The organism is Catenulispora acidiphila DSM 44928 (assembly GCF_000024025.1).
Classification (GTDB): domain Bacteria; phylum Actinomycetota; class Actinomycetes; order Streptomycetales; family Catenulisporaceae; genus Catenulispora; species Catenulispora acidiphila.
The window spans coordinates 8,632,181-8,650,276 of record NC_013131.1 but is presented as its reverse complement, the minus strand read 5'-3'; the positions used below and the strand labels follow the sequence as shown (position 1 = coordinate 8,650,276).

Below are 18,096 nucleotides of genomic sequence, written 5' to 3'. Positions count from 1 at the left end.
AGGTCTAGACAACGTGCCCGTGCCCTACGCCGGTCCTTGACGTGCCCCCGCCACAGCCCCCCGGCGGCGCCGCAAAACCCTTGCGCGGCCTCTGACAAACCCCTGCGGGTGCTTCCGACCGCCGCGAAGATACGGCGATGGCGCGTCGCTGCGCGCATCTATTGATGGGCTCATGACGTAAGGCACGCAGCGAGAAGCCCTCACCGGGCGCCGCTCCCTACTCTGCCCGGCAGAGGCGTCCTTTATCGGACGCTTACACGGGACCGATTCCAGCGGACGGACAGGACTCTGATTCCTGCTCTCTCCGCGTCTGGAAGGGGGAGAAGACGTTGCCGAACATGCCTGATATGCCGGGGATGAACATGAGTGGCGGCCATTCAGTGCCGATGCTCGACACGTTGGGGGCTGTGGGCCTGCTGGTGTGGGCTGTGGTGATGTGGGCGGCGGTGGCCGGGTTGGCGTTCGCTGACCGTCAGGGCAAGAGTATGCGGGTCTACAAGGTCAGCATGGCGGTGATTCTGATCGGGGTTGTGGGTCAGATCGGGCATCTGACTGAGCATGTGGCGCAGGCGGTGTACTGGATTTGGCATCCGGAGGCGCCGGCGTGGATGACGCCGTGGGGTACGGGGATGGCGCGGGGCTTCGGGCAGATCGACAAGTCGCGTCCGACGTTGGGGATGGAGATTCTGCACCTGGTCGGCAACTTCATCTTCTTGTCCGGGTTGGCTGCGGTCATGGTCATCAGCCGGCGGGCCCGGAACACCCGGACCCGCTGGTGGGGCAAGATGGGCGTGTGGATGCAGGGGATCCACGGCCTGGAGCACTTGTCGCTGACGGTGTCGGTGTGGCTGGGCGCCAAGCAGGCGGTGGGGCTGTCCACCTGGTTCGGCCAGCTGACCCCCGGTCCGGGAGCCACCACCTATCGCGTGTGGTGGCACTTCTGGGCCAACGTCATGGGCTCGGCCATCTTCGCCATGGCCCTGTACCACCTGCGGAGAGAACAAGGTCAGATCCGCGACTCCTTCGACGAATCACCTGTCACGCCGCCGGTCCCGGTGGACGCGCTCACCTAATAGTCGTTCGCACGGGGGCGGGAGCAGATCATTTGCTCCCGCCCCCACATGTCTTTCCGGGTTCACTCTCAGGCCACGAACATGCGCGAAGCTTTCGCCGTTTGTGCCCTGGTCGGCGAGGTGGCTTCGTGCGCGGCTGGGGCGGCCATCCCCGTCGAAAGGCAGCGCCTGGCATGAGCGGCACCCTTCCCCCACCCGGCTCTCCCATTTCCAAGCGGCGCGCCGTGATCGGCGCCGCGGTCGCCGGGGCGCTGGCCCTGGGCGCCGCCATCGTGCCGATCGCCGCCGGCACCGCCGCGGCGTCCTCGGTCTTCACGGCCGGGGACATCGTGGTCTACCGAGTCGGCGACGGCAGCACTTCGCTGAGCGACAAGGCCGCGCCGGTGTTCCTGGACGAGTACAGCCCTGCAGGATCGCTGGTGCGCTCCGTCGCGTTGCCGACCGGTGACAACGGCGCCGCGCACGAGGTGACCGCATCGGGCAGCGCCACCTCCGAAGGCGAGCTCACCCTGTCCGCGGACGGCCGCTACCTGCTGGTCCCCGGCTACCACCAGGCCGTCGGCACGAGCAGCGTGTCGAGCACCGACGACGTGACCCTCGCCCGAGTCGGCGCGGACGGCGGCGTGGACACCTCCACCGTGCTCAAGGGGTTCGCCGACGGCAACAACGTGCGCGGCGCCACCAGCACCGACGGCACCGGGATCTGGGTCTCCGGGGCCGCCGGCATCGGCTACGCCACCCTCGGCGCCAGTACGTACACCCAGCTGACCGGAGACAACGTGCGCCAGGTGCAGGTCGTCGGCGGGCGGCTGTATACGACCTCGAACAAGAGCAACGTCGGGGTCTCCACGGTGGGAACCGGTACGCCAACCACCTCCGGGCAGAGCGTGGCGAACCTGCCGGGCAGCCCGGAGAGCAGCGGCGACCCATACAACGCGGTTTTGCTGAACCTGTCCGGAGGCAGCGCAGCGGACACGATGTACGTCTCGGACAACAGCGCCGGGAAGATCGAGAAGTTCAGCCTGGCCAACGGGAGTTGGAAGGCTGAGGGCAGCAAGAGCCTGTCGAACGTCGTGGACCTGACCGGTTCGGTCGTCGGCGGCAAGGCCGTGCTTTACGCGACCGGCAGCGGGTCCTCGGGGACGAGCGGCACGCTGTCCACGCTCACCGACTCCGCCGGCGTGGGCGCGAGCCTATCCGGGTCGGTGACGACGCTGGCTACCGCACCGTCCAAGCAGGCGTTCCGGGGCATTGCCTTGGCGCCGACCGCCGGTGGCGGTACCGGTCCGACCAGCCCGTCCACGGCACCGACTTCGACGCCGGCGTCAACGCCGCCGTCAACACCGGCCTCGACGCCGAGCGGGAGCAAGACTCCGACCCTGGCGGCGTCACTGGCGACTCTGCTGGGCGCCGTGGGCAACACCAACAATCCGGCTGCCACACTCACCATCGGCGACGCCTACTACGGCGCGTCCGCGGTGACCTTGACCGCGAAGTCCTCCAGCACCAGCGTCGTTCCGTCCTCAGGGCTGGTGTTCTCCGGCACCGGCCCCACCCGAACGCTGGCCGTCACCCCGGCCAAGGCCGGCTACGCCACGCTGACGGTTACCGCCACAGCCCCCGACGGCAATACCGCGACCGGGACGATCGCCTACGCCGCGTCCATCGCCGACGCGTCCGACCCGGCAGCCGACTACTACTCCGGCATCGGCAACGCCTCGGTGATGATCGACGCAGGCGGCGGCTACTTCCTGATCGGCGACGACGAGACCAATGTGCTGTACCTGTACCAGCAAGGCGTGACGACTCCGATCAAGACCTTCGATTTCACCGCCATACTCCCCGACGGCACCGACGCGGTCGACATCGAGGCGGGAGCGCGGGTCGGCAACCGCATCTACTGGTCCGGGTCGATGAGTAACAGCGGCAGCGCCGGCAACCTCGAACCCGCGACCGACACCCTCTTCGCCACCGACATCGCCGGCTCAGGCGCCTCGACGAACCTGACTTACGTCGGCGCGTACACCAACTTGCGCGCCGACATGGTCGCGTGGGACAAGGCCAACGGCAACACTCTCGGGCTGGCTGCCTCCGCCGCCGAAGGTCAGGGCTCGAAGGACCCCGCAGGCTTCAACATCGAAGGCATGGAGTTCGCCCCGAGCTCTACCAGCACCGCGTACTTCGCCTTCCGTGCTCCGCAGGAAAGCCCTTCGAACCGCACCAAGGCCCTGATCGTTCCGGCCACCAACGTCGACCAACTGGTGACCGGCGCGGCAAGCAAGGCGACGTTCGGCAACGCCATCCAGATGGACCTCGGCGGCCTCGGAATCCGCGACATCCGCAAGAACGCGGACAACCAGTACGTCATCGTGTCCGGCACCGCCGACGGCTCCAACAACGCCGCCGCCCTCTACTCCTGGGACGGCGTCGCCACCGACGCGCCGGCCAAGGACGCGCTGACCATGCCGACCTCCGCCGCCTCGGGCGCCTGGGAGATCATCGGCAACGTACCCGACCCGCTGGTGTCCGGCAGCCCGCTGTCCATGGCACAGGACGACGGCGACGTGGTCTGGTACAACGACGGCAAGACCTCCAAGGACGGCTTGACCGCGCAATACATGAAGTTCTTGCGCGACACCCTCACTTGGCGGTAGTCGCGACGGCAGCACATGACGTGGGCTCCCTGGCACACAGGTGCTGGGCGAGCCCATGTGCGTATCGCCGCCGACGGACTGGCTCCTTCCTATGCGGCACGTGGTTTCCACTCCTGAACTACATCGTGAGCTGAGTAAACAGTGCTTGAGAGAGATTGCCAGCCACTTCGCCTGCTCCGACCCCCAAGGCTGTGAGGTTGACCGATTCGTCCGGCTCGATCCGTACCATGTCAGGCGACTGGCCGAAGCGCATGAACTGGGCACTGGACCGCGGGTGGTTTGGATCAAAGGTGTCGACGCTGGTGGTCATCTCTGGCAACACTCCAACTGCTACCGCTACATGCCCCTGCTCGATGATGCCCAAGGCTCCCGTAAGTCGAAGCATTTCAGCGATCTGCTGGGTTAGCGCCTTACGATCCAGAATTGATCCTATCCGGTCTCTTGGGAGCGTGGCTCTGATTGAGATCTGACCAGTCTGGTATAGCCGAACTTCGAGAAGCCTTCCGGCCTTGGGTTTGTCCCAGGCCGGACGATCACTGTCCTCAATTCTGACGACCGCATGATCCTTTGACCGGGAGAGGCTAAGCGCGACGTCGTTCTGGATGTAGTGGGTCGCGCGAACGCGGTTCTGCATCGAATTGATCAACGACTCCATTTCGCGAGCAGAGTATCCCGAGTGATCCACGGGTGCGACGTGAGTTTCGAGGAGAGCTCCGCGGTCACTAAGAGGGGAATTCGCTCCATTTTCCGCCGAAGTCCAGCTTATTGCCAGCGGCTGAGTCAACCTCTTGAATTCAAGGGGGGACGGCTTCGAGCCCAACTCGCGCAGCGCTTGGGCAATCTTGATCTGGAGATCTGGGGTGTCCTCGAAGGTAGTCCGGAATACGCCTGTGGCGTATGCCTCCACGGTTTGGGCGAACTCGTGCTGCTTGGGCTCGAGCTTCACCCCGGCCTTGCGAAAAACGAGCCGCGGAATCCCCTTGACCTGGGCGTGAATCCATTCGTCATGGGTGGCAGACTGTCCAGTCTCCGGGAAAATGTGGCCGTAGTTCGGGCCCAACAGGAGCAGGCAAACATCCGCCGAATCCAGGGCAGCCAGACATGCCTCTCGACTGGGCGTGGACTGGGCTGAGAAGTCCTCGAAGTGTACTGGTGTATGACCCAGCGCAGTGATCAAGCCGGGAAGCGAGTCGCGCTCTTTCTCCAGACCCTTTCGTGCGCTGCTGATGAAGATCTTCACGCTACGCCGTCTCCGCTGGTAGGGGTTTTCCGGTGAACTAGACTGGTTCTCGCACATTCTATCTTGAGTGCGGGTGAGGGGCAGGGGCTAGTGGCAGGGATCTCAGATGAGGCGGTACGCGCCTACTGGAAGGAACATCGAGAGCAACTGCGCCAGTGCGAGACTCAGCGTTCGGCATTGACCAACCTGTTGATTGTCATCACAGCCGCCCTGAGCGCTCTGATCGCGCAACAGCACTTCTCGCTATACGTCATCCCCTTGTGCATTTTCATCATGCTGGCGGGCCTGTATGGTGCAGTGGCTGTATCGAAGTACTACGAGCGGGCTGCTTACCACCTGTCGCAGGCGCGCGCTTTGACCCAGGATCTCGTAGAGCTTGGGATCTTGGGTAGCGATCAGAGATTGGTGCAGGCTCGAGCGGATCATTACCGCGCCTTTCCCTGGCTGCATCGCATCCGGCTGCATAGTTTGTGGGTGATCCTCCATGTCGCAATTATGTTCTATGGATTGTCACTGCTAGCGGTATGCGTGGCTAATGCTTGATACGGAACAGGTCGGCGGTATGCGTCCTGAGTGAAAACGGGTTCACGGCAACGGTTGCAGCACCGTGGTTCGTCTTCGGCTGGTCGCCGATTGTGCGACCTGGGCGCCCGTGGGAATGGCATGCTCTCGGCGGCCGACAGCGAACGTCTACTCGAACTGGACCAGGAACTACCGCTGGGTCGGCGCCATCGCAGCGATATCGGCTGACGGCGCGCACACCACAGTGTTGATCCGTGTTGAGAGGTCAGTGAATTCAAGTGGTCGTACCACTTGACCACCGGACCACCGGTGGCCAGACTCACGGACGTGAACACGTTCGCGCCGGTCGTCCGTAGCAGTGTTGCTGCTGCTGTTTTTGAGCAGATTCTTGGTCGGATCTTGGATGGCAGTCTTGATCCTGGTTCGGCGTTGCCGTCTGAGCGGGCTTTGACCTTGGAGCTCGGGGTGACGCGGCAGGTGGTTCGGGAGGCGCTTCAGCGGCTGGATCAGCTGGGGTTGGTGGAGATTCGGCATGGTGGTGGGACGCGGGTGCTTGATTACCGTGATGCCGCTGGGTTGGATTTGCTGCCGCGGCTGTTTCGGCGGGCGGATGGTTCGCTTGACGCCGAGGTTGTGCGGTCGGTGATGGAGATGCGGCAGGCGGTCGGTGCTGACGCGGCGGCGTTGTGCGCGCTGCGTTTGGCGGATACCGCTGGGCTGCGTCGTGCTGTTGCCGAGGGTGCGGGACGTGGCCATGACTTGGAATCAGTGTTCTGGGATCTAATCGTCGACGGTTCGCAGAACATCTGCTACCGCCTGTCGCTCAATGCCCTGCGACAGGCTTACGCCCCGGCTGCCGCGCTGGTCGCCGATGTCCTCGCCGATGAGATCACCGCCGTGCGGCGCTATGAGGATGTGATCGCCGCGATCGAGGCTCGCGATCCGGAGCGTGCACGGGCTGCCGCCGGCGAGCTGCTCGGGTTGGGTACCGCCGCCATCACCGCATTTTTGGAGGGACGATGACCGCTGTCGCCGACAACGCTGACAACAATCGCAACGCCTCGAACCGCACCGTCTCGAACCGCACCGTCTCGAACCGCACCGCCGTCACCCGCACCGCCTTCACCCGCTCCGGCATGACGCTGCGCGAAGCGGCGTCGCTGTTCGCCCGGCATCCAAACTCCCGCGCGCTGGCGGCCACCACCGCGACCGCCGCTGCCACGCGCCTCGTCCTCGGCAAGTGGAGCAGGCGCGATGCCGTGGCCGCCGCCGCGATCCTGGCGACGGAACCGTTCGTGGAGTGGATGATCCACGTCCATGTCCTGCACCGCCGTCCGCGCGAGAAGAAGGACGGTGCCGTCGCCGACAGCCTGCTGGCCAGCTCGCACCGCGCCCACCACAGCGACCCGCGCGACCCCGACCTCGTCTTCATCCCGCGCCCGGCGGTGGCGCCGTCGATCGCCGTGCTCGCGCTGGCCAACCTCGCCGGAGCCAGGGCTCTGCGACCGGCGCTCACCGGCTTCGCCACCGCGATCGCCTCGATGACCACCTATGAGTGGACGCACTTCCTCATCCACTCCGCCTACCGCCCGCAGTCCTCGCTCTACAAGACGATCCGCCGGACGCACCAGTTCCACCACTTCCGCAACGAGAACTACTGGTTCGGGATCATCACGCCGGTCTCCGACAAGGTGCTGAACACCTATCCCGACAAGGACGACGTCGCCGTGTCGAGTACGGCCAAGGCCTTGGACGCGCGCGACCGCATCAGATCATGACGTGCTTGACCTGCGTGTAATCAAGCAACCCGGACATCGCCAGATCACTGCCGTACCCGGAGTGCTTGACCCCGCCGTGCGGCATCTCGGACACCGTCGTGCCATGCGTGTTGACCCAGGCGATGCCGGTCTGGAACCCGCGTACGGCCCGCATCGCCCGGTCGTGATCGCGCGTCCACACGCTCGCCGCGAGTCCGAACCGAACCCCGTTCGCCAGCGCCATCGCCTCGGCCTCGGTACCGAACGGCTGCACCGTGACGACCGGCCCGAACGTCTCCTCCTGCACGATCTCGTCGTCCTGCCGGACCTGCACGACCACCGTCGGCTCGTGGTACCAGCCGGCGCCGTCAAGCGCGCGGCCTCCCACGACCACGTCCGCGTGCGCCGGCAGCCGCTCCAGAACACCGCGCACCGCCGATAGTTGCGCCGCGCTGTTCAGAGGACCGAAGTCGGCATCGGCGACCGGACCGGTGCGCAGCGCAGCCACTTGCTTCGCGAACGCATCCACAAAGGCGTCGTGGATCGAAGCGTGCACTAGCAACCGCGTCGCAGCAGTGCAGTCCTGCCCGGCGTTGTAGAACGCGACGGCAGCCACCTCGGCTGCCGTCGCCTCCACATCGACGTCGTCGTGGATGACAACCGGCGCGTTCCCCCCAAGCTCCAGATGAACACGCTTGAGATCACCGGCACACACAGCCGCGATCTCCCGACCGGCACGGACGCTCCCGGTCACGGCGACAAGGCGAACCGCCGGATGCGCCACCAACGCACGCCCGGTCTCCCGATCACCGCACACGACATTGACGACGCCCGGCGGCAGGTGCTCCGCAGCGACGCGCGCGAGCAAAGACGCCGACGAAGGCGTGGTGTCAGCAGGCTTCAACACCGTGCTGTTACCCGCAGCCACAGCCGGCGCGAGCTTCCACGCAGCCATCATCAGCGGATAGTTCCACGGCGTGATCTGCGCGCACACACCGACCGGCTCCCGACGCAGCGCCGAGGTCCGGCCTTCGACGTACTCCGCCGCAGCCACACCCGGCATGTTCCGAGCCGCCCCGGCGAAGAACCGCAGCGCGTCGACGATCGCCGGGAACTCGTCCCGAAGGAATAACGCGCGCGGCTTGCCGGTCTCGCGCACCTCCGCGTCGGCGAAAGCCTCGGCGCGCGCTTCGACGCCATCGGCGATACGCAGCAACGCCCGCTGTCGTTCAGCAGGCGTGGTCACCGACCAGGACTCGAAAGCCGAGGCCGCGGCAGCGCACGCGGCGTCGACGTCCTCAGCGCCGGACAACGCCGAGCGCCCAGCGACCCGGCCGGTCGACGGATCGACCAGATCCAGCCGCGCGCCGGAGACCGCCGCAGATTCCTGCCCGCCGACAACATTGAGGACATCAGGGATCTCATCCACGACGCAGCACCTCCGCAGCCGTCGCGCGTCCGGTCCGCACCGCGCCTTCCATATACCCGGCGACCCACTGATCCGAGCCGCACACATAGAAAGGCGGCTCGTGTGTACCGTGCAGCGGTCCGACACGCATCACATCTCCCGGAGCCCACTGCGTCACATAGCCCTGCGTCCACGGATCGGTTCCCCACATCCGCAGGTACGCCGTGATCGGCTGCTCCGCCTCCGGACCGTAAAGCCGCGCGACATCGGATATCAGCTCCCGCATACGCAACTGCGCCGGCATGCCGAGCATCACGCCGTACCGCTCCGGCGGAATCAGCGCCGAGAGCAACCCTTCGCCCTGCGGCCACGTACTGCCGAGCACTCCTTCACATTCCGACAGACCGTTCATCCCCTGCTCGCGCCAGAACGGCCGCTCGTACGCCACAGCCAGCTTCGCCGCACAGGCCTGCCGCTGAGCGTGCAGCGAAGCGAGCCGCTCATCCGACACGCCGCTCACCGCGACGGACCGCAACGGTCCCACCGGGAGCGCGCTGACCACCGCGTCAGCGGTCAGCGTCTCCCCTCCCGCCAGCCGCACCGTGCAGCGCCCCGGCCGCACATCGACAGCCGCCACCGCAGCCCCGGTCCGCACCCGGGACCCCAGTTCGGCGGCCATCCGCAGCGCGACGGTCGCCGAACCCTCGGTGACCCGCAGCCCTTCCCAGTCCTCGTAGTCGTAGTGACCCGCACTCGGCACCGCCGCGTTCTTCCGCAGCGCGCCGAGCATCGACGTCCGCTCGACCGAACCGCTGGCCAGGCTGAGCTGCCCGATCTCCCACAACCGCAGCACTTCTGGCGTCGCGTCGACCGACCGCAGCCATTGCCCGACAGACAGCGCGTCCAGCGCGGCGGCGTCCGGATGCGACCACGGGTCGTCCGGGTCGACCGTCCGCGCGATGTCCACGAACCCCTGCGTCACCCGCCGCTGGCAGTCGTCGTCCTTCGGACCGAACCAGTGCGGCGGGTCGCCGGCGGAGACCTCCTCCGGTGTGGCGCGGGCGATGACGCCGGGCTCGGCGACGTAGCTGGGTACCAGCGTCAGCCCGAGTTCGCCGACCAGGCCCAGATACGCGGTGTGCGCGCGCCCGACCACCTCGCCGCCGAGCTGCAGGATGCGGCCGTCGCCGAGCACTGCCTGCTCGACCCGTCCGCCGACCCGGTCCCGGGCCTCCAGGATCAGGACGTCCGCGCCGCCGGCGCCCAGGTCCCGCGCGGCAGCCAGCCCGGCCAGACCCGCGCCGAGGACGATCACGTCGTAGTGGTGCATGAATCCTCCTCTCAGGCCAGGACCAGGCAGTGTTCCGGCTTCCAGGCGATCTCCACCGATTCCCCGCCCTCCCAGCGGTCCTCGTTCCGCGACCGCGCGGTGTTCTGCTCCAGCGCGGCCACGGTCACGCCGGGCGCGAGCTCGATCAGATAGGTCGTGGTCGGACCGGAGTAGACGGTGTCCTTGATGACGCCGCGAGCCCGCGGCATGTCCGCCTCGAAGTCCGAGAGCCAGATCTTCTCCGGCCGGATCGAGATGCTGACCTCGCTGCCTTCGGTGATCTCCGGGCACGGTCCCACGGCGATCGCCGGACCGCCGGTGATCTGCACCGCGCCGGACCGGTAGACGCCGGTCATGAGGTTCGACGTCCCCATGAAGGACGCGACGAACTTCGTCTCAGGATGCTCATACACGTCCTCGGGCGTCCCGCAGTGCTCCACGCGTCCGGCGTTCATCACGGCCACCCGGTCGGACATGGTCAGCGCCTCGTCCTGGTCGTGGGTGACGAACACGAAGGTGATGCCGACCTCGCGCTGGATCTGCTTGAGCTCGATCTGCATCTGCCGGCGCAGCTTCAGGTCCAGCGCCGCCAGCGGCTCGTCCAGCAGCAGGACCGCCGGCCGGTTGACCAGGGCCCGGGCCAGTGCGACGCGCTGGCGCTGACCGCCGGACAGCGTGCGCGGCTTGCGGTCGGCGAACGTCGTCAGCTGCACCAGCTCCAGCATCTCGCCGACCCGCCGCCGGATCTCCTCCCGGGCGACGCCGGCGCGCTTGAGGCCGAAGGCCACGTTGTCGGCCACCGAGAGGTGGTCGAACAGCGCGTAGCTCTGGAACACGGTGTTCACGTTCCGCTTGTTCGGCGGCAACCGCGTCACGTCCTGTCCGGCGAGCAGGATCGAGCCGGACGTCGGATCGGCGAAGCCGCCGATCATCCGCAGGGTCGTGGTCTTGCCGCAGCCGGAGGGCCCGAGCAGCGAGTAGAACTCGCCGGGGGCTATGTCCAGGCTCAGATCGGCGACGGCGGCGGCAGTGTCGTTGTCGCCGCCGAACCTCTTGGTGATCCGGTCCAGCCGTACCGCGGGCGTGGCGGACGGGTCGGGCGTGGTGGGGGAGAGCGCGGAAGGGGTGGTGCTCATGGGTATCAGTCCCCGGACAGGAGGTCGAGGCCGCCGGAGCGGCCGAACAGACGCGGGATGGACAGGGCCACGGCGATGAGGGTGATGGAACCGGCCAGCATCAGCGTGCCGACGGCGTTGATGGTCGGCTCGACGCCGAAGCGGATGGCGGAGTAGATGCGGACCGCCAGCGGCTGCGGATCCACGCCGGTGGTGAAGTAGGCCAGGACGAAGTCGTCGAAGACCAGGGCGAAGATCAGCACGGCGCTGGCCAGGATGGCCGGCAGCAGCGCGGGTAGCGTCACCAGCCGCAACGCCTGCCACCGCGTCGCGCCGAGGTCCATGGCGGCCTCTTCGACCTCCGGGTTGAGCGCGGCGACCCGCGAGCGCAGGATCACCGTCACATAGGAGATGGAGAAGGTGATCTCGGAGATCATCACTGTGCCGGTGGACAGCGTGATGTTCAGACCCTTGTAGAGCATCAGCGACGCCACGCCGGTGACGATCTCCGGGGTGATCAGCGGGACCAGCATGATCAAGCCGGAGTACGTACCGAGCCTGCCCCGCGCGCGGACCAAGCCCAGAGCGAGCGCCACGCCGAGCACCACCGAGCCGATCATCGCGACCAGCGAGATCTTCAAGCTCATGCCCAGCGAGGACAGCAGGACGTGGTCGTGGAAGAAGGCCGAGTACCACCGAGTGCTGAAGTGCTTGAAGACCGTCAGCGACTTCTGGGAGTTGAAGGAGAACAGCACCACCATGGCGATCGGCAGGTAGAGCAGCACGAAGAACAGCGCGGTGACCACGATCGCGAAGCGGGGCTTGGCCTCGACGCCGCGTCGGCGCGGACGGAACCGGCGGCGCCGCGAGGCGGGCTGCGGGGCAGGGCCCTGGTGGGCAGAGGACTGCGGGGAAGCGGGTTGTGGGGAAGGGTGCGTCGCAGCGGTCATCGGGTCGCCTCCGCCTCGTCCTTGCGGGCGCGCCGCAGGTAGCCGAACATGCCGATCAGGAGCACGGCCATCAGCAGCATCGTGAGCGCCGAGCCGAGCGGCCAGTCCTGGCCTTCGAAGAACTTGTCCTGGATCAGGTTGCCGATCATGATCTGGTTCGGCCCGCCCAGGAACTGCGCGGAGACGAAGTCGCCCATCGCCGGCAGGAACACCAGCACCATCCCGGCCACCGCGCCCTGCCGCGTCGCGGGCACCGTGACGAACAGGAACGTGCGCAGCGGTCCGCCGTACAGATCGCGTCCGGCCTCGATCAACGAGATGTCGAGCCGTTCCAGGGCCGCGTAGAGCGGGATGACCATGAAGACCACGAATCCGTAGACAAGGCCGGCGATGACGCCGGGTCCGGTGTTGAGGATCTTCGTGTGCGAGTCGGCGAGTCCGATCGCGCGCAGGAAGCGCAGCACCGGTCCGTCGTCGGAGAGCACCACCGACCACCCGTACATCCGCACGAGGTAGTTGGCGAAGAAGGGCACGACGATCGCGGCGATCAGCGCGTTCTTGAAGCGCCCGGCGTGCAGCGCGATGGCGTAGGCGACCGGGTAGGCGATCAGCAGGCACAGCAGCGAGGTCAGCGCGGCGTACTCCAGCGAACGGAGCATCACTGTCCGGTACGCCGGCGCGGCCAGCCGCCGGATGTTGTCCAGCGTGCGGCCGAAGTGCGGGTTGCCCAAGTCGTCGGTGGTCCCGAAGGACAGCGCGGCGAGCAGCAGCAGCGAGGAGATGAAGAACAGCGACATCCACAGCGTGCCGGGCAGCGCCAGGCGGTTCCAGATGCGGGTGTCCTCGGAGGCCGGACGGCGCCGGGACGCGCGGATCCGCGGAATATGCGGGCCGTTCCGTCCGGCCCGACCGGTGGGATCGGCGGTGGGTTCGGATGCGGTGTCGAGCACGTCAGCCCGCTTTCACGTCGGTCCACACGGCGTCGCGGGCGTGCCCCTGGGCAGCCGTGCCGTTCTGGAACATGTGGTCGTTCACCAGGTCCTCGGGCTTGACGACGCACTGCGGGAACTGCGCGACGAGCTTCGCGTAGGCGTCCTCGGTGCCGTTCACCGGCATCGGGTACCCGATGTAGTCGATGTTCTTGAGGACGTTCTCCGGCCGGAGCATGTAGTCGATGAAGAGCATCGCCGTCCCGGGATGCTCGGCGTTCGCCGGGATCGCGTAGCAGTCGGTGTTCACCGGCGAGCCCTCCTTCGCCGTCTGGAATCCGTAGACCGAGGCGTCGTTGGCCTGGTTGAGCACCGAGACCATGTCGCCGCTCCACGCCTGCGTCATCAACGCGTTGCCGTTGAGCAGGTTGTTGTAGTCGTCGCTGGAGAAGCCGCGCAGGTGGGAGCGTAGGTTCTTCAGCTCGGCGTCGATCTTCGCCAGATCGCCGGAGTCGGCGGTGTTGATCGGCAGGCCCAGCTTGAGCGCCGCCATGCCCAGCGCCTCGTCCTGGTCGTCCAACAGGAAGACGTTCCCGCTGGCGGCCGGCGACCACAGGTCCTGCCAGGAACCGGTGAGGTCCCCGAGCTTGTCCTTGCGCCAGCCGATCCCGGTTTTGTACATGGTGAAGGGGACGCTGTGCGCGGAAGCCGTGTCGTACCAGGGGTCCTGGAAGTAGTCGTAATGGTCGAAGATCGCCGGGGCGTTCTTCAGCGCCGAGTGGTCGATGCGGCGCAGCTTCCCGGCGACGGCCAGGCGCTGGGTCCATTTGGCCGACGGGAAGACGACGTCGTACTTGTTCCCGGCGGCCAGTTTGGCGCCCATCGACTCCATCGAGTCGAAGTTGGACTGGACGACCTTGACGCCGTACTCCTTCTGGAACCCGTCGAAGACCGACGGGTCGACGTAATCGGCCCAGTTGAAGTAGACGAGGTCGCCGTCCACCTTGACGTCGATCGGCGGCTCGGCGGACGTCGCGGCCGCACCCGCGGTCCCGTCCGCTCCGGCGGCGGACGAGGACTGGTTCGACCCGGTGAAACCGCAGCCGGCCGCGGCCAGGCCGACGGTGCCGGCCATCCCGGCGCGCAGGAGCGATCGGCGGGACAGCTCGAAGGACTCCTCGGAAGACTGGCGGGACATGGCTTGTCCTTTCGTCGGGGATGGGAGGGCCCGGCACGGCGGAGCGGATCGCGGCAAGGCGACACCCAGGAACGTCCGCGGCGGGGTCGAGCGGTATGAGGGGGTGACCGGCCCGAAGCGGCAGGAGACCTGTTTTTCACCGTGCGCCGGTGGCTGCGACGCGGGTTCTGCGTCGGCGTGCGGGGCACGCCGCGGTTGTGGTGCCGTGCGGTGCCGTGTGGTGGCGCCGTGCCGTGCAGCCGGTCGGCCGCTACGGCTTCGAGGCCTTACACCGCGGCGGTCCGCGTGCCGGCCGCCGGGATCGGCGTGTGCACGCCGAGCTGCGGGGCGACGACCGCCCAGATCTGGTCGCGCGCGTCGTCCAGCGTCAGCGCCGAGGCGCCGAGCAGGATGCGCGCGCCGTAGCCGTCGGTGAGCGCGATGACCAGGTCGGCGAACCGCCCGACGTCGCAGGGCCCGAACTCGCCGGCGCTCTGGCCGTCGCGGACGATCCCGGCGATCCAGTCCCGCAGGTTCGCGTACAGATCGCGCGCGACGGTCCGCGAGTCGGGGTCCCGGACCGCGCGCAGATGCAGCTCCTGCCAGAGCAGGAAGTCGCGGCGCAGCTCGGTGTCGCCGGGCAGGCAGTCGTCGATGGCGCGGGCCAACAGCCAGGTCTGCGGCGCCTCGGCCGGCGGATCGGCCTTGCCCTCCGCGGAGCCCGTGGTGTCGTAGGAGAAGCGCAGTGCTTCCAGGAAGAGCTTCTCGCGCGTGGCGAAGTGGTAGTGGAGCGCGGCCGTGGACACCCCGGCCCGCTCGGCGACCATCCGCATCCTGACCTTCTCGAATCCGGTCTCTGCGATGACCTCGCACGCGGCTCGCAGGATCGCCGCGCGGGTCTGCTCGGTCCTGGCCTCAGCGCTCATCGCGGTCCATCGCTCCCGTCACCACGCACCGGCATATCGGCTCGGATCCTATCGGCGAACCAGCCGACGCCGGCCTCGCGGCGCGACAGCGGACCGGGTTCGAAGCCGGGAGTGCGGATGCCGTGCTGCACCCGGCGCAGCAGTTCGGCGTCCTCATCGCTCGTGATCCAGCCGATCGCGATGTTGAGCCGGCGCGCCAGGCGGGTGCGGCGGCTGGAGCCGCGGCGGGTGTAGAAGCCGCCGGGGACGGCGACGCGTTCCTGGCCCGCGGGGATGGCGGTCCAGGCGAGAACGTGGTCGGGGTAGAAGTCGAGCAGCGTGTTCGGGTAGATGACGGCGTACCGCCACATCCGCTGGTCCTCGGCGCGCAGTCCCGGCATCGTCGAGGTCAGCCGCTGGTAGAGCCGTTCGCGCCAGTTGGACGAGGGCTTGTCGCGCAGCGGTGTCTGGAACAGGACGTAATCCTCGGCCGCCTCGGTGATTCGGTAGTTCTGGTAGTCGAGCAGCCGCATCAGCCCGGGGTGCGCCACCGGTACGTGGTAGCCCTCCAGGTAGTTGTCGACCGCGACCTTCCAGTTGGCGCTCTGCACCTCGGCCTTGTCCAGATCGTGGATCCGGTCGCGGCCCACCGGGACCAGCTCGGCGCCGGCGTAGCGGCCGACCTGCTCGGCCAGGCCCGCGCAGGTCTGCGCCAGCGGTGCCGCGGTGCCGTCGACGTTGACGAAGACGAAGCCCAAGAAGGACTCCACAGCGACGGTGAACAGCCCGAGCTTCGGCTTGTCCAGGCACGGGATCTGCCGGCCCTCCGGCGCGCCGACGAGCGAGCCGTCGAGCTTGTAGGTCCAGCCGTGGTACGGGCAGCGGATCGCCTCGGCGGCCTTCGGCTCCGGCTCGGGGGCGTCGACCAGCCGGGTGCCGCGGTGGCGGCAGACATTGAGGAACGCGGCCAGCCCGCCCTCGGCGTCGCGGACCACGAGCACCTCGCGTCCGGCGGCCCAGGCCGCCAGCCGGGAGCCCGGGTTCGGCAGGTCGGACTCGTGGCAGACGAGCTGCCAGGTCTTGGCGAAGACCGCGCGCAGCTCGGCCTCGGCGAGCGCCGGATCGGTGTAGTAGCGCGCCGCCAGAGCCGGCGGCGGGTCTTGCGGGTGCGGGCCCGGGGGAGCTGACGCACTCAGTGGTTCGGTGATCGGCACCGGTCCTCCTTCGCAGAGTGTCTGACCGATTGGTCAGTCAGGTTGCAGCGAAGTTCCCGCGCTGTCAAGGGTTGCTTACTGATTAGTTAGTCAGTTACGCTCCCGGCCACCGGATTCACCGTGGAGGTGGAGGGTGTCAGAACTGTCAGAACTGTTTCATCGCCGCCGGCCGGTCTGGCTCGGCCTCACCGCCGAGCCGGAGCGCGAACTGCCCGAAGCGGTCGCGTCATTGCGGATGCGCCAGGCGCTGCCCGATGCAGAACCCGCAGATCCAGCCCTGGCAGTCCACGCCGAACGCCGGCGGATCGGCGAGCTCGTCGTCCGCGGCCATCAGCGGTCGTGGTTGCGCTACCTGGACGAGGTCACCGAACTGGTGCGCGCGGCCGCCGCCGACGCGCCGGTCCACGCCGACCGCGCGCTGCTCGCCGCGCAGGTCGTCCTCGACCACCACCTGATGCTCATCGGCCTGCCCGGGCCTGCCTACCGCCGGGTCGAGGCCCAACGCGCGGCCTTGGCCGAGGCCGTGCGGGTCCTGCAGCAACTCCCCAACGAACGAGACCGAACATGACCCAGATCCATTCCCTGATGCCGGGTTCCGCGCCGCTGCTCGGCGAAAGACCCGACCGGCGTGAAGCCCGTGATGCCTATTGGCACGCTGGCGGTTACCGCGACCTGTCGCCGGATCTGCTGGTGAACCGCATCAAGGCGGCAGGGCTGCGCGGCCGGGGTGGCGCCGGCTTCCCGGCGGCAGCCAAGCTGCTCGCCGTGCGCGCCGCCGGCTCGGTCCCGGTCGTCGTCGCCAACGGCGGCGAAGGAGAACCGGGATCGGTCAAGGACCGCTGGCTGATGCGGGCGCGGCCGCACCTCGTCCTGGACGGGATGTTGCGCGCCGCCGACATCACCCGCGCCGCACGCTGCTACGTCTACGTGGCCGACGACGAGGCCGCCGAGAGCATGCGTCGCGCGCTGGCCGAGCGGGAGCCGTACGTGCCCACGCAGATCGTGCGGGTCGCGCACACCTATGTCGCCGGCGAGGAGACGGCGGTGGTCCGGCGGATCAACGGCGGGCCCGCACTGCCGACCGCGAAACCGCCGCGACCCTTTGAATCCGGTGTCGACGGCGTCCCGACGCTCGTCGCGAACGTCGAGACTCTGGCGCGGATCGCGCTGCTGGCCGCACGGCCACAGACCCCGGACTCACTGCTGCTGACGGTCTCCGGTCCGGGTCTGGAACCGGAACTGGTCGAGGCGCCGGTCGGCACGTCGTTGCAGGCGCTGGCCTACCGCGCGGACCGGCTCGGTACTCCTGGCGTCCTGATGGGCGGCATGTTCGGAGGAATCCTCGATCCCCGCGGCCTGCGGACCGAACTCGAAGCGGCGGCGCTGACCGCGGCGGGATCGGCGCTCGGCTGCGGAGCCGTGCACTTCCTCGCGCCTGGCGAGTGTCCGGTGGCGCTCGCCGCCGAGGGATTGGCGTTTCTCGCCGATGAGAGCAGCCGTCAGTGCGGGGTGTGCGTCACCGGGACTGCCGCGTTGGCGCGCACGATGGCGTCCGCGGTCCACGGCACCGCCGAGCCTGACGACCTGGCTCGGCTGAGCAAGTGGTCGCAAAGCCTGCGCCGTCGTGGCGCGTGCGGCCTGCTCGACGCCGCGGCGAACCTCGCTGCCTCTCTGCTGCGCTCCTTCGGCCCGCTCACCGAAGCCCACATCGAAGGACGCAGCCCTTGTTGCCTGTCCGACCGGCTGCTGGAAGCTGACCGGTTCCGGGTGGCGCCTCCGACCGTCTTCGCCATCAGTCAGCCCATATCAGCACCGCGATAGA

General features: G+C 67.9%; 16 protein-coding genes. 7 read left to right on the top strand and 9 right to left on the bottom strand.

Annotated features, from left to right (window positions below; all coding sequences use genetic code 11):
- The first annotated feature begins 338 nt into the window (after positions 1 to 338).
- Both CACI_RS36850 and CACI_RS46585 read left to right on the top strand, forming a co-directional pair.
- Positions 339 to 1,073, top strand: coding sequence for a DUF6008 family protein (locus CACI_RS36850; RefSeq protein WP_041540695.1), 735 nt, complete (start codon positions 339 to 341; stop codon positions 1,071 to 1,073).
- 173 nt (positions 1,074 to 1,246) lie between these two features.
- Positions 1,247 to 3,727, top strand: coding sequence for a beta strand repeat-containing protein (locus CACI_RS46585; RefSeq protein WP_015796009.1), 2,481 nt, complete (start codon positions 1,247 to 1,249; stop codon positions 3,725 to 3,727).
- A 118-nt stretch (positions 3,728 to 3,845) separates the two neighbouring features.
- On the opposite strand, the gene CACI_RS36840 is transcribed toward CACI_RS46585, so the two are convergent.
- Positions 3,846 to 4,967 (bottom strand): DUF4062 domain-containing protein, encoded by a 1,122-nt coding sequence (locus CACI_RS36840; RefSeq protein ID WP_015796008.1) that lies wholly within the window; start codon positions 4,965 to 4,967, stop codon positions 3,846 to 3,848.
- 90 nt (positions 4,968 to 5,057) lie between these two features.
- Between CACI_RS36840 and CACI_RS36835 the strand changes: the two genes are divergently transcribed.
- The 3 genes from CACI_RS36835 (at position 5,058) to CACI_RS36825 (ending at position 7,267) form a co-directional block, all read left to right on the top strand.
- A complete protein-coding gene (locus CACI_RS36835; protein ID WP_015796007.1) occupies positions 5,058 to 5,510 on the top strand; it encodes a hypothetical protein in 453 nt (150 codons plus the stop codon).
- 306 nt (positions 5,511 to 5,816) lie between these two features.
- Complete coding sequence (locus CACI_RS36830; protein WP_041543285.1) at positions 5,817 to 6,512, top strand: FadR/GntR family transcriptional regulator; 696 nt, start codon at positions 5,817 to 5,819, stop codon at positions 6,510 to 6,512.
- On the top strand, positions 6,509 to 7,267 hold the full coding sequence (locus CACI_RS36825) for a sterol desaturase family protein (protein WP_015796005.1): 759 nt from the start codon (positions 6,509 to 6,511) through the stop codon (positions 7,265 to 7,267). Before CACI_RS36830 ends, CACI_RS36825 begins: the two co-directional genes overlap by 4 nt.
- Here CACI_RS36825 and CACI_RS36820 read toward each other — a convergent pair.
- The 8 genes from CACI_RS36820 to CACI_RS36785 form a co-directional block, all read right to left on the bottom strand.
- Positions 7,257 to 8,675, bottom strand: coding sequence for an aminobutyraldehyde dehydrogenase (locus tag CACI_RS36820; RefSeq protein WP_015796004.1), 1,419 nt, complete (start codon positions 8,673 to 8,675; stop codon positions 7,257 to 7,259). The two genes, CACI_RS36825 and CACI_RS36820, sit on opposite strands and share 11 nt — an antisense overlap.
- Complete coding sequence (locus CACI_RS36815) at positions 8,668 to 9,984, bottom strand: flavin monoamine oxidase family protein (protein ID WP_015796003.1); 1,317 nt, start codon at positions 9,982 to 9,984, stop codon at positions 8,668 to 8,670. Before CACI_RS36815 ends, CACI_RS36820 begins: the two co-directional genes overlap by 8 nt.
- Positions 9,985 to 9,995: 11 nt before the next feature.
- On the bottom strand, positions 9,996 to 11,120 hold the full coding sequence (locus CACI_RS36810) for an ABC transporter ATP-binding protein (protein WP_015796002.1): 1,125 nt from the start codon (positions 11,118 to 11,120) through the stop codon (positions 9,996 to 9,998).
- A gap of 5 nt (positions 11,121 to 11,125) precedes the next feature.
- Positions 11,126 to 12,049 (bottom strand): ABC transporter permease, encoded by a 924-nt coding sequence (locus CACI_RS36805; protein WP_015796001.1) that lies wholly within the window; start codon positions 12,047 to 12,049, stop codon positions 11,126 to 11,128.
- Positions 12,046 to 12,999, bottom strand: coding sequence for an ABC transporter permease (locus CACI_RS36800; RefSeq protein ID WP_015796000.1), 954 nt, complete (start codon positions 12,997 to 12,999; stop codon positions 12,046 to 12,048). Before CACI_RS36800 ends, CACI_RS36805 begins: the two co-directional genes overlap by 4 nt.
- Before the next feature lies 1 nt (position 13,000).
- A complete protein-coding gene (locus CACI_RS36795) occupies positions 13,001 to 14,176 on the bottom strand; it encodes a polyamine ABC transporter substrate-binding protein (RefSeq protein ID WP_015795999.1) in 1,176 nt (391 codons plus the stop codon).
- Between the two features lie 266 nt (positions 14,177 to 14,442).
- Positions 14,443 to 15,081 (bottom strand): TetR/AcrR family transcriptional regulator, encoded by a 639-nt coding sequence (locus CACI_RS36790; protein WP_015795998.1) that lies wholly within the window; start codon positions 15,079 to 15,081, stop codon positions 14,443 to 14,445.
- The gene (locus tag CACI_RS36785) at positions 15,078 to 16,274 is read right to left on the bottom strand and encodes an aromatic ring-hydroxylating oxygenase subunit alpha (protein ID WP_015795997.1); all 1,197 of its coding nucleotides are present in this window, start codon (positions 16,272 to 16,274) and stop codon (positions 15,078 to 15,080) included. The genes CACI_RS36790 and CACI_RS36785 overlap by 4 nt, the downstream gene beginning before the upstream one ends.
- A gap of 133 nt (positions 16,275 to 16,407) precedes the next feature.
- Here CACI_RS36785 and CACI_RS36780 point away from each other — a divergent pair, with 133 nt between their 5' ends.
- On the top strand, positions 16,408 to 16,842 hold the full coding sequence (locus CACI_RS36780) for a hypothetical protein (protein ID WP_015795996.1): 435 nt from the start codon (positions 16,408 to 16,410) through the stop codon (positions 16,840 to 16,842).
- Positions 16,839 to 18,095: an NADH-ubiquinone oxidoreductase-F iron-sulfur binding region domain-containing protein gene (locus tag CACI_RS36775; protein ID WP_015795995.1), complete on the top strand. Its 1,257-nt coding sequence runs from the start codon at positions 16,839 to 16,841 to the stop codon at positions 18,093 to 18,095. Before CACI_RS36780 ends, CACI_RS36775 begins: the two co-directional genes overlap by 4 nt.
- The last annotated feature ends 1 nt before the right edge of the window (position 18,096 follow it).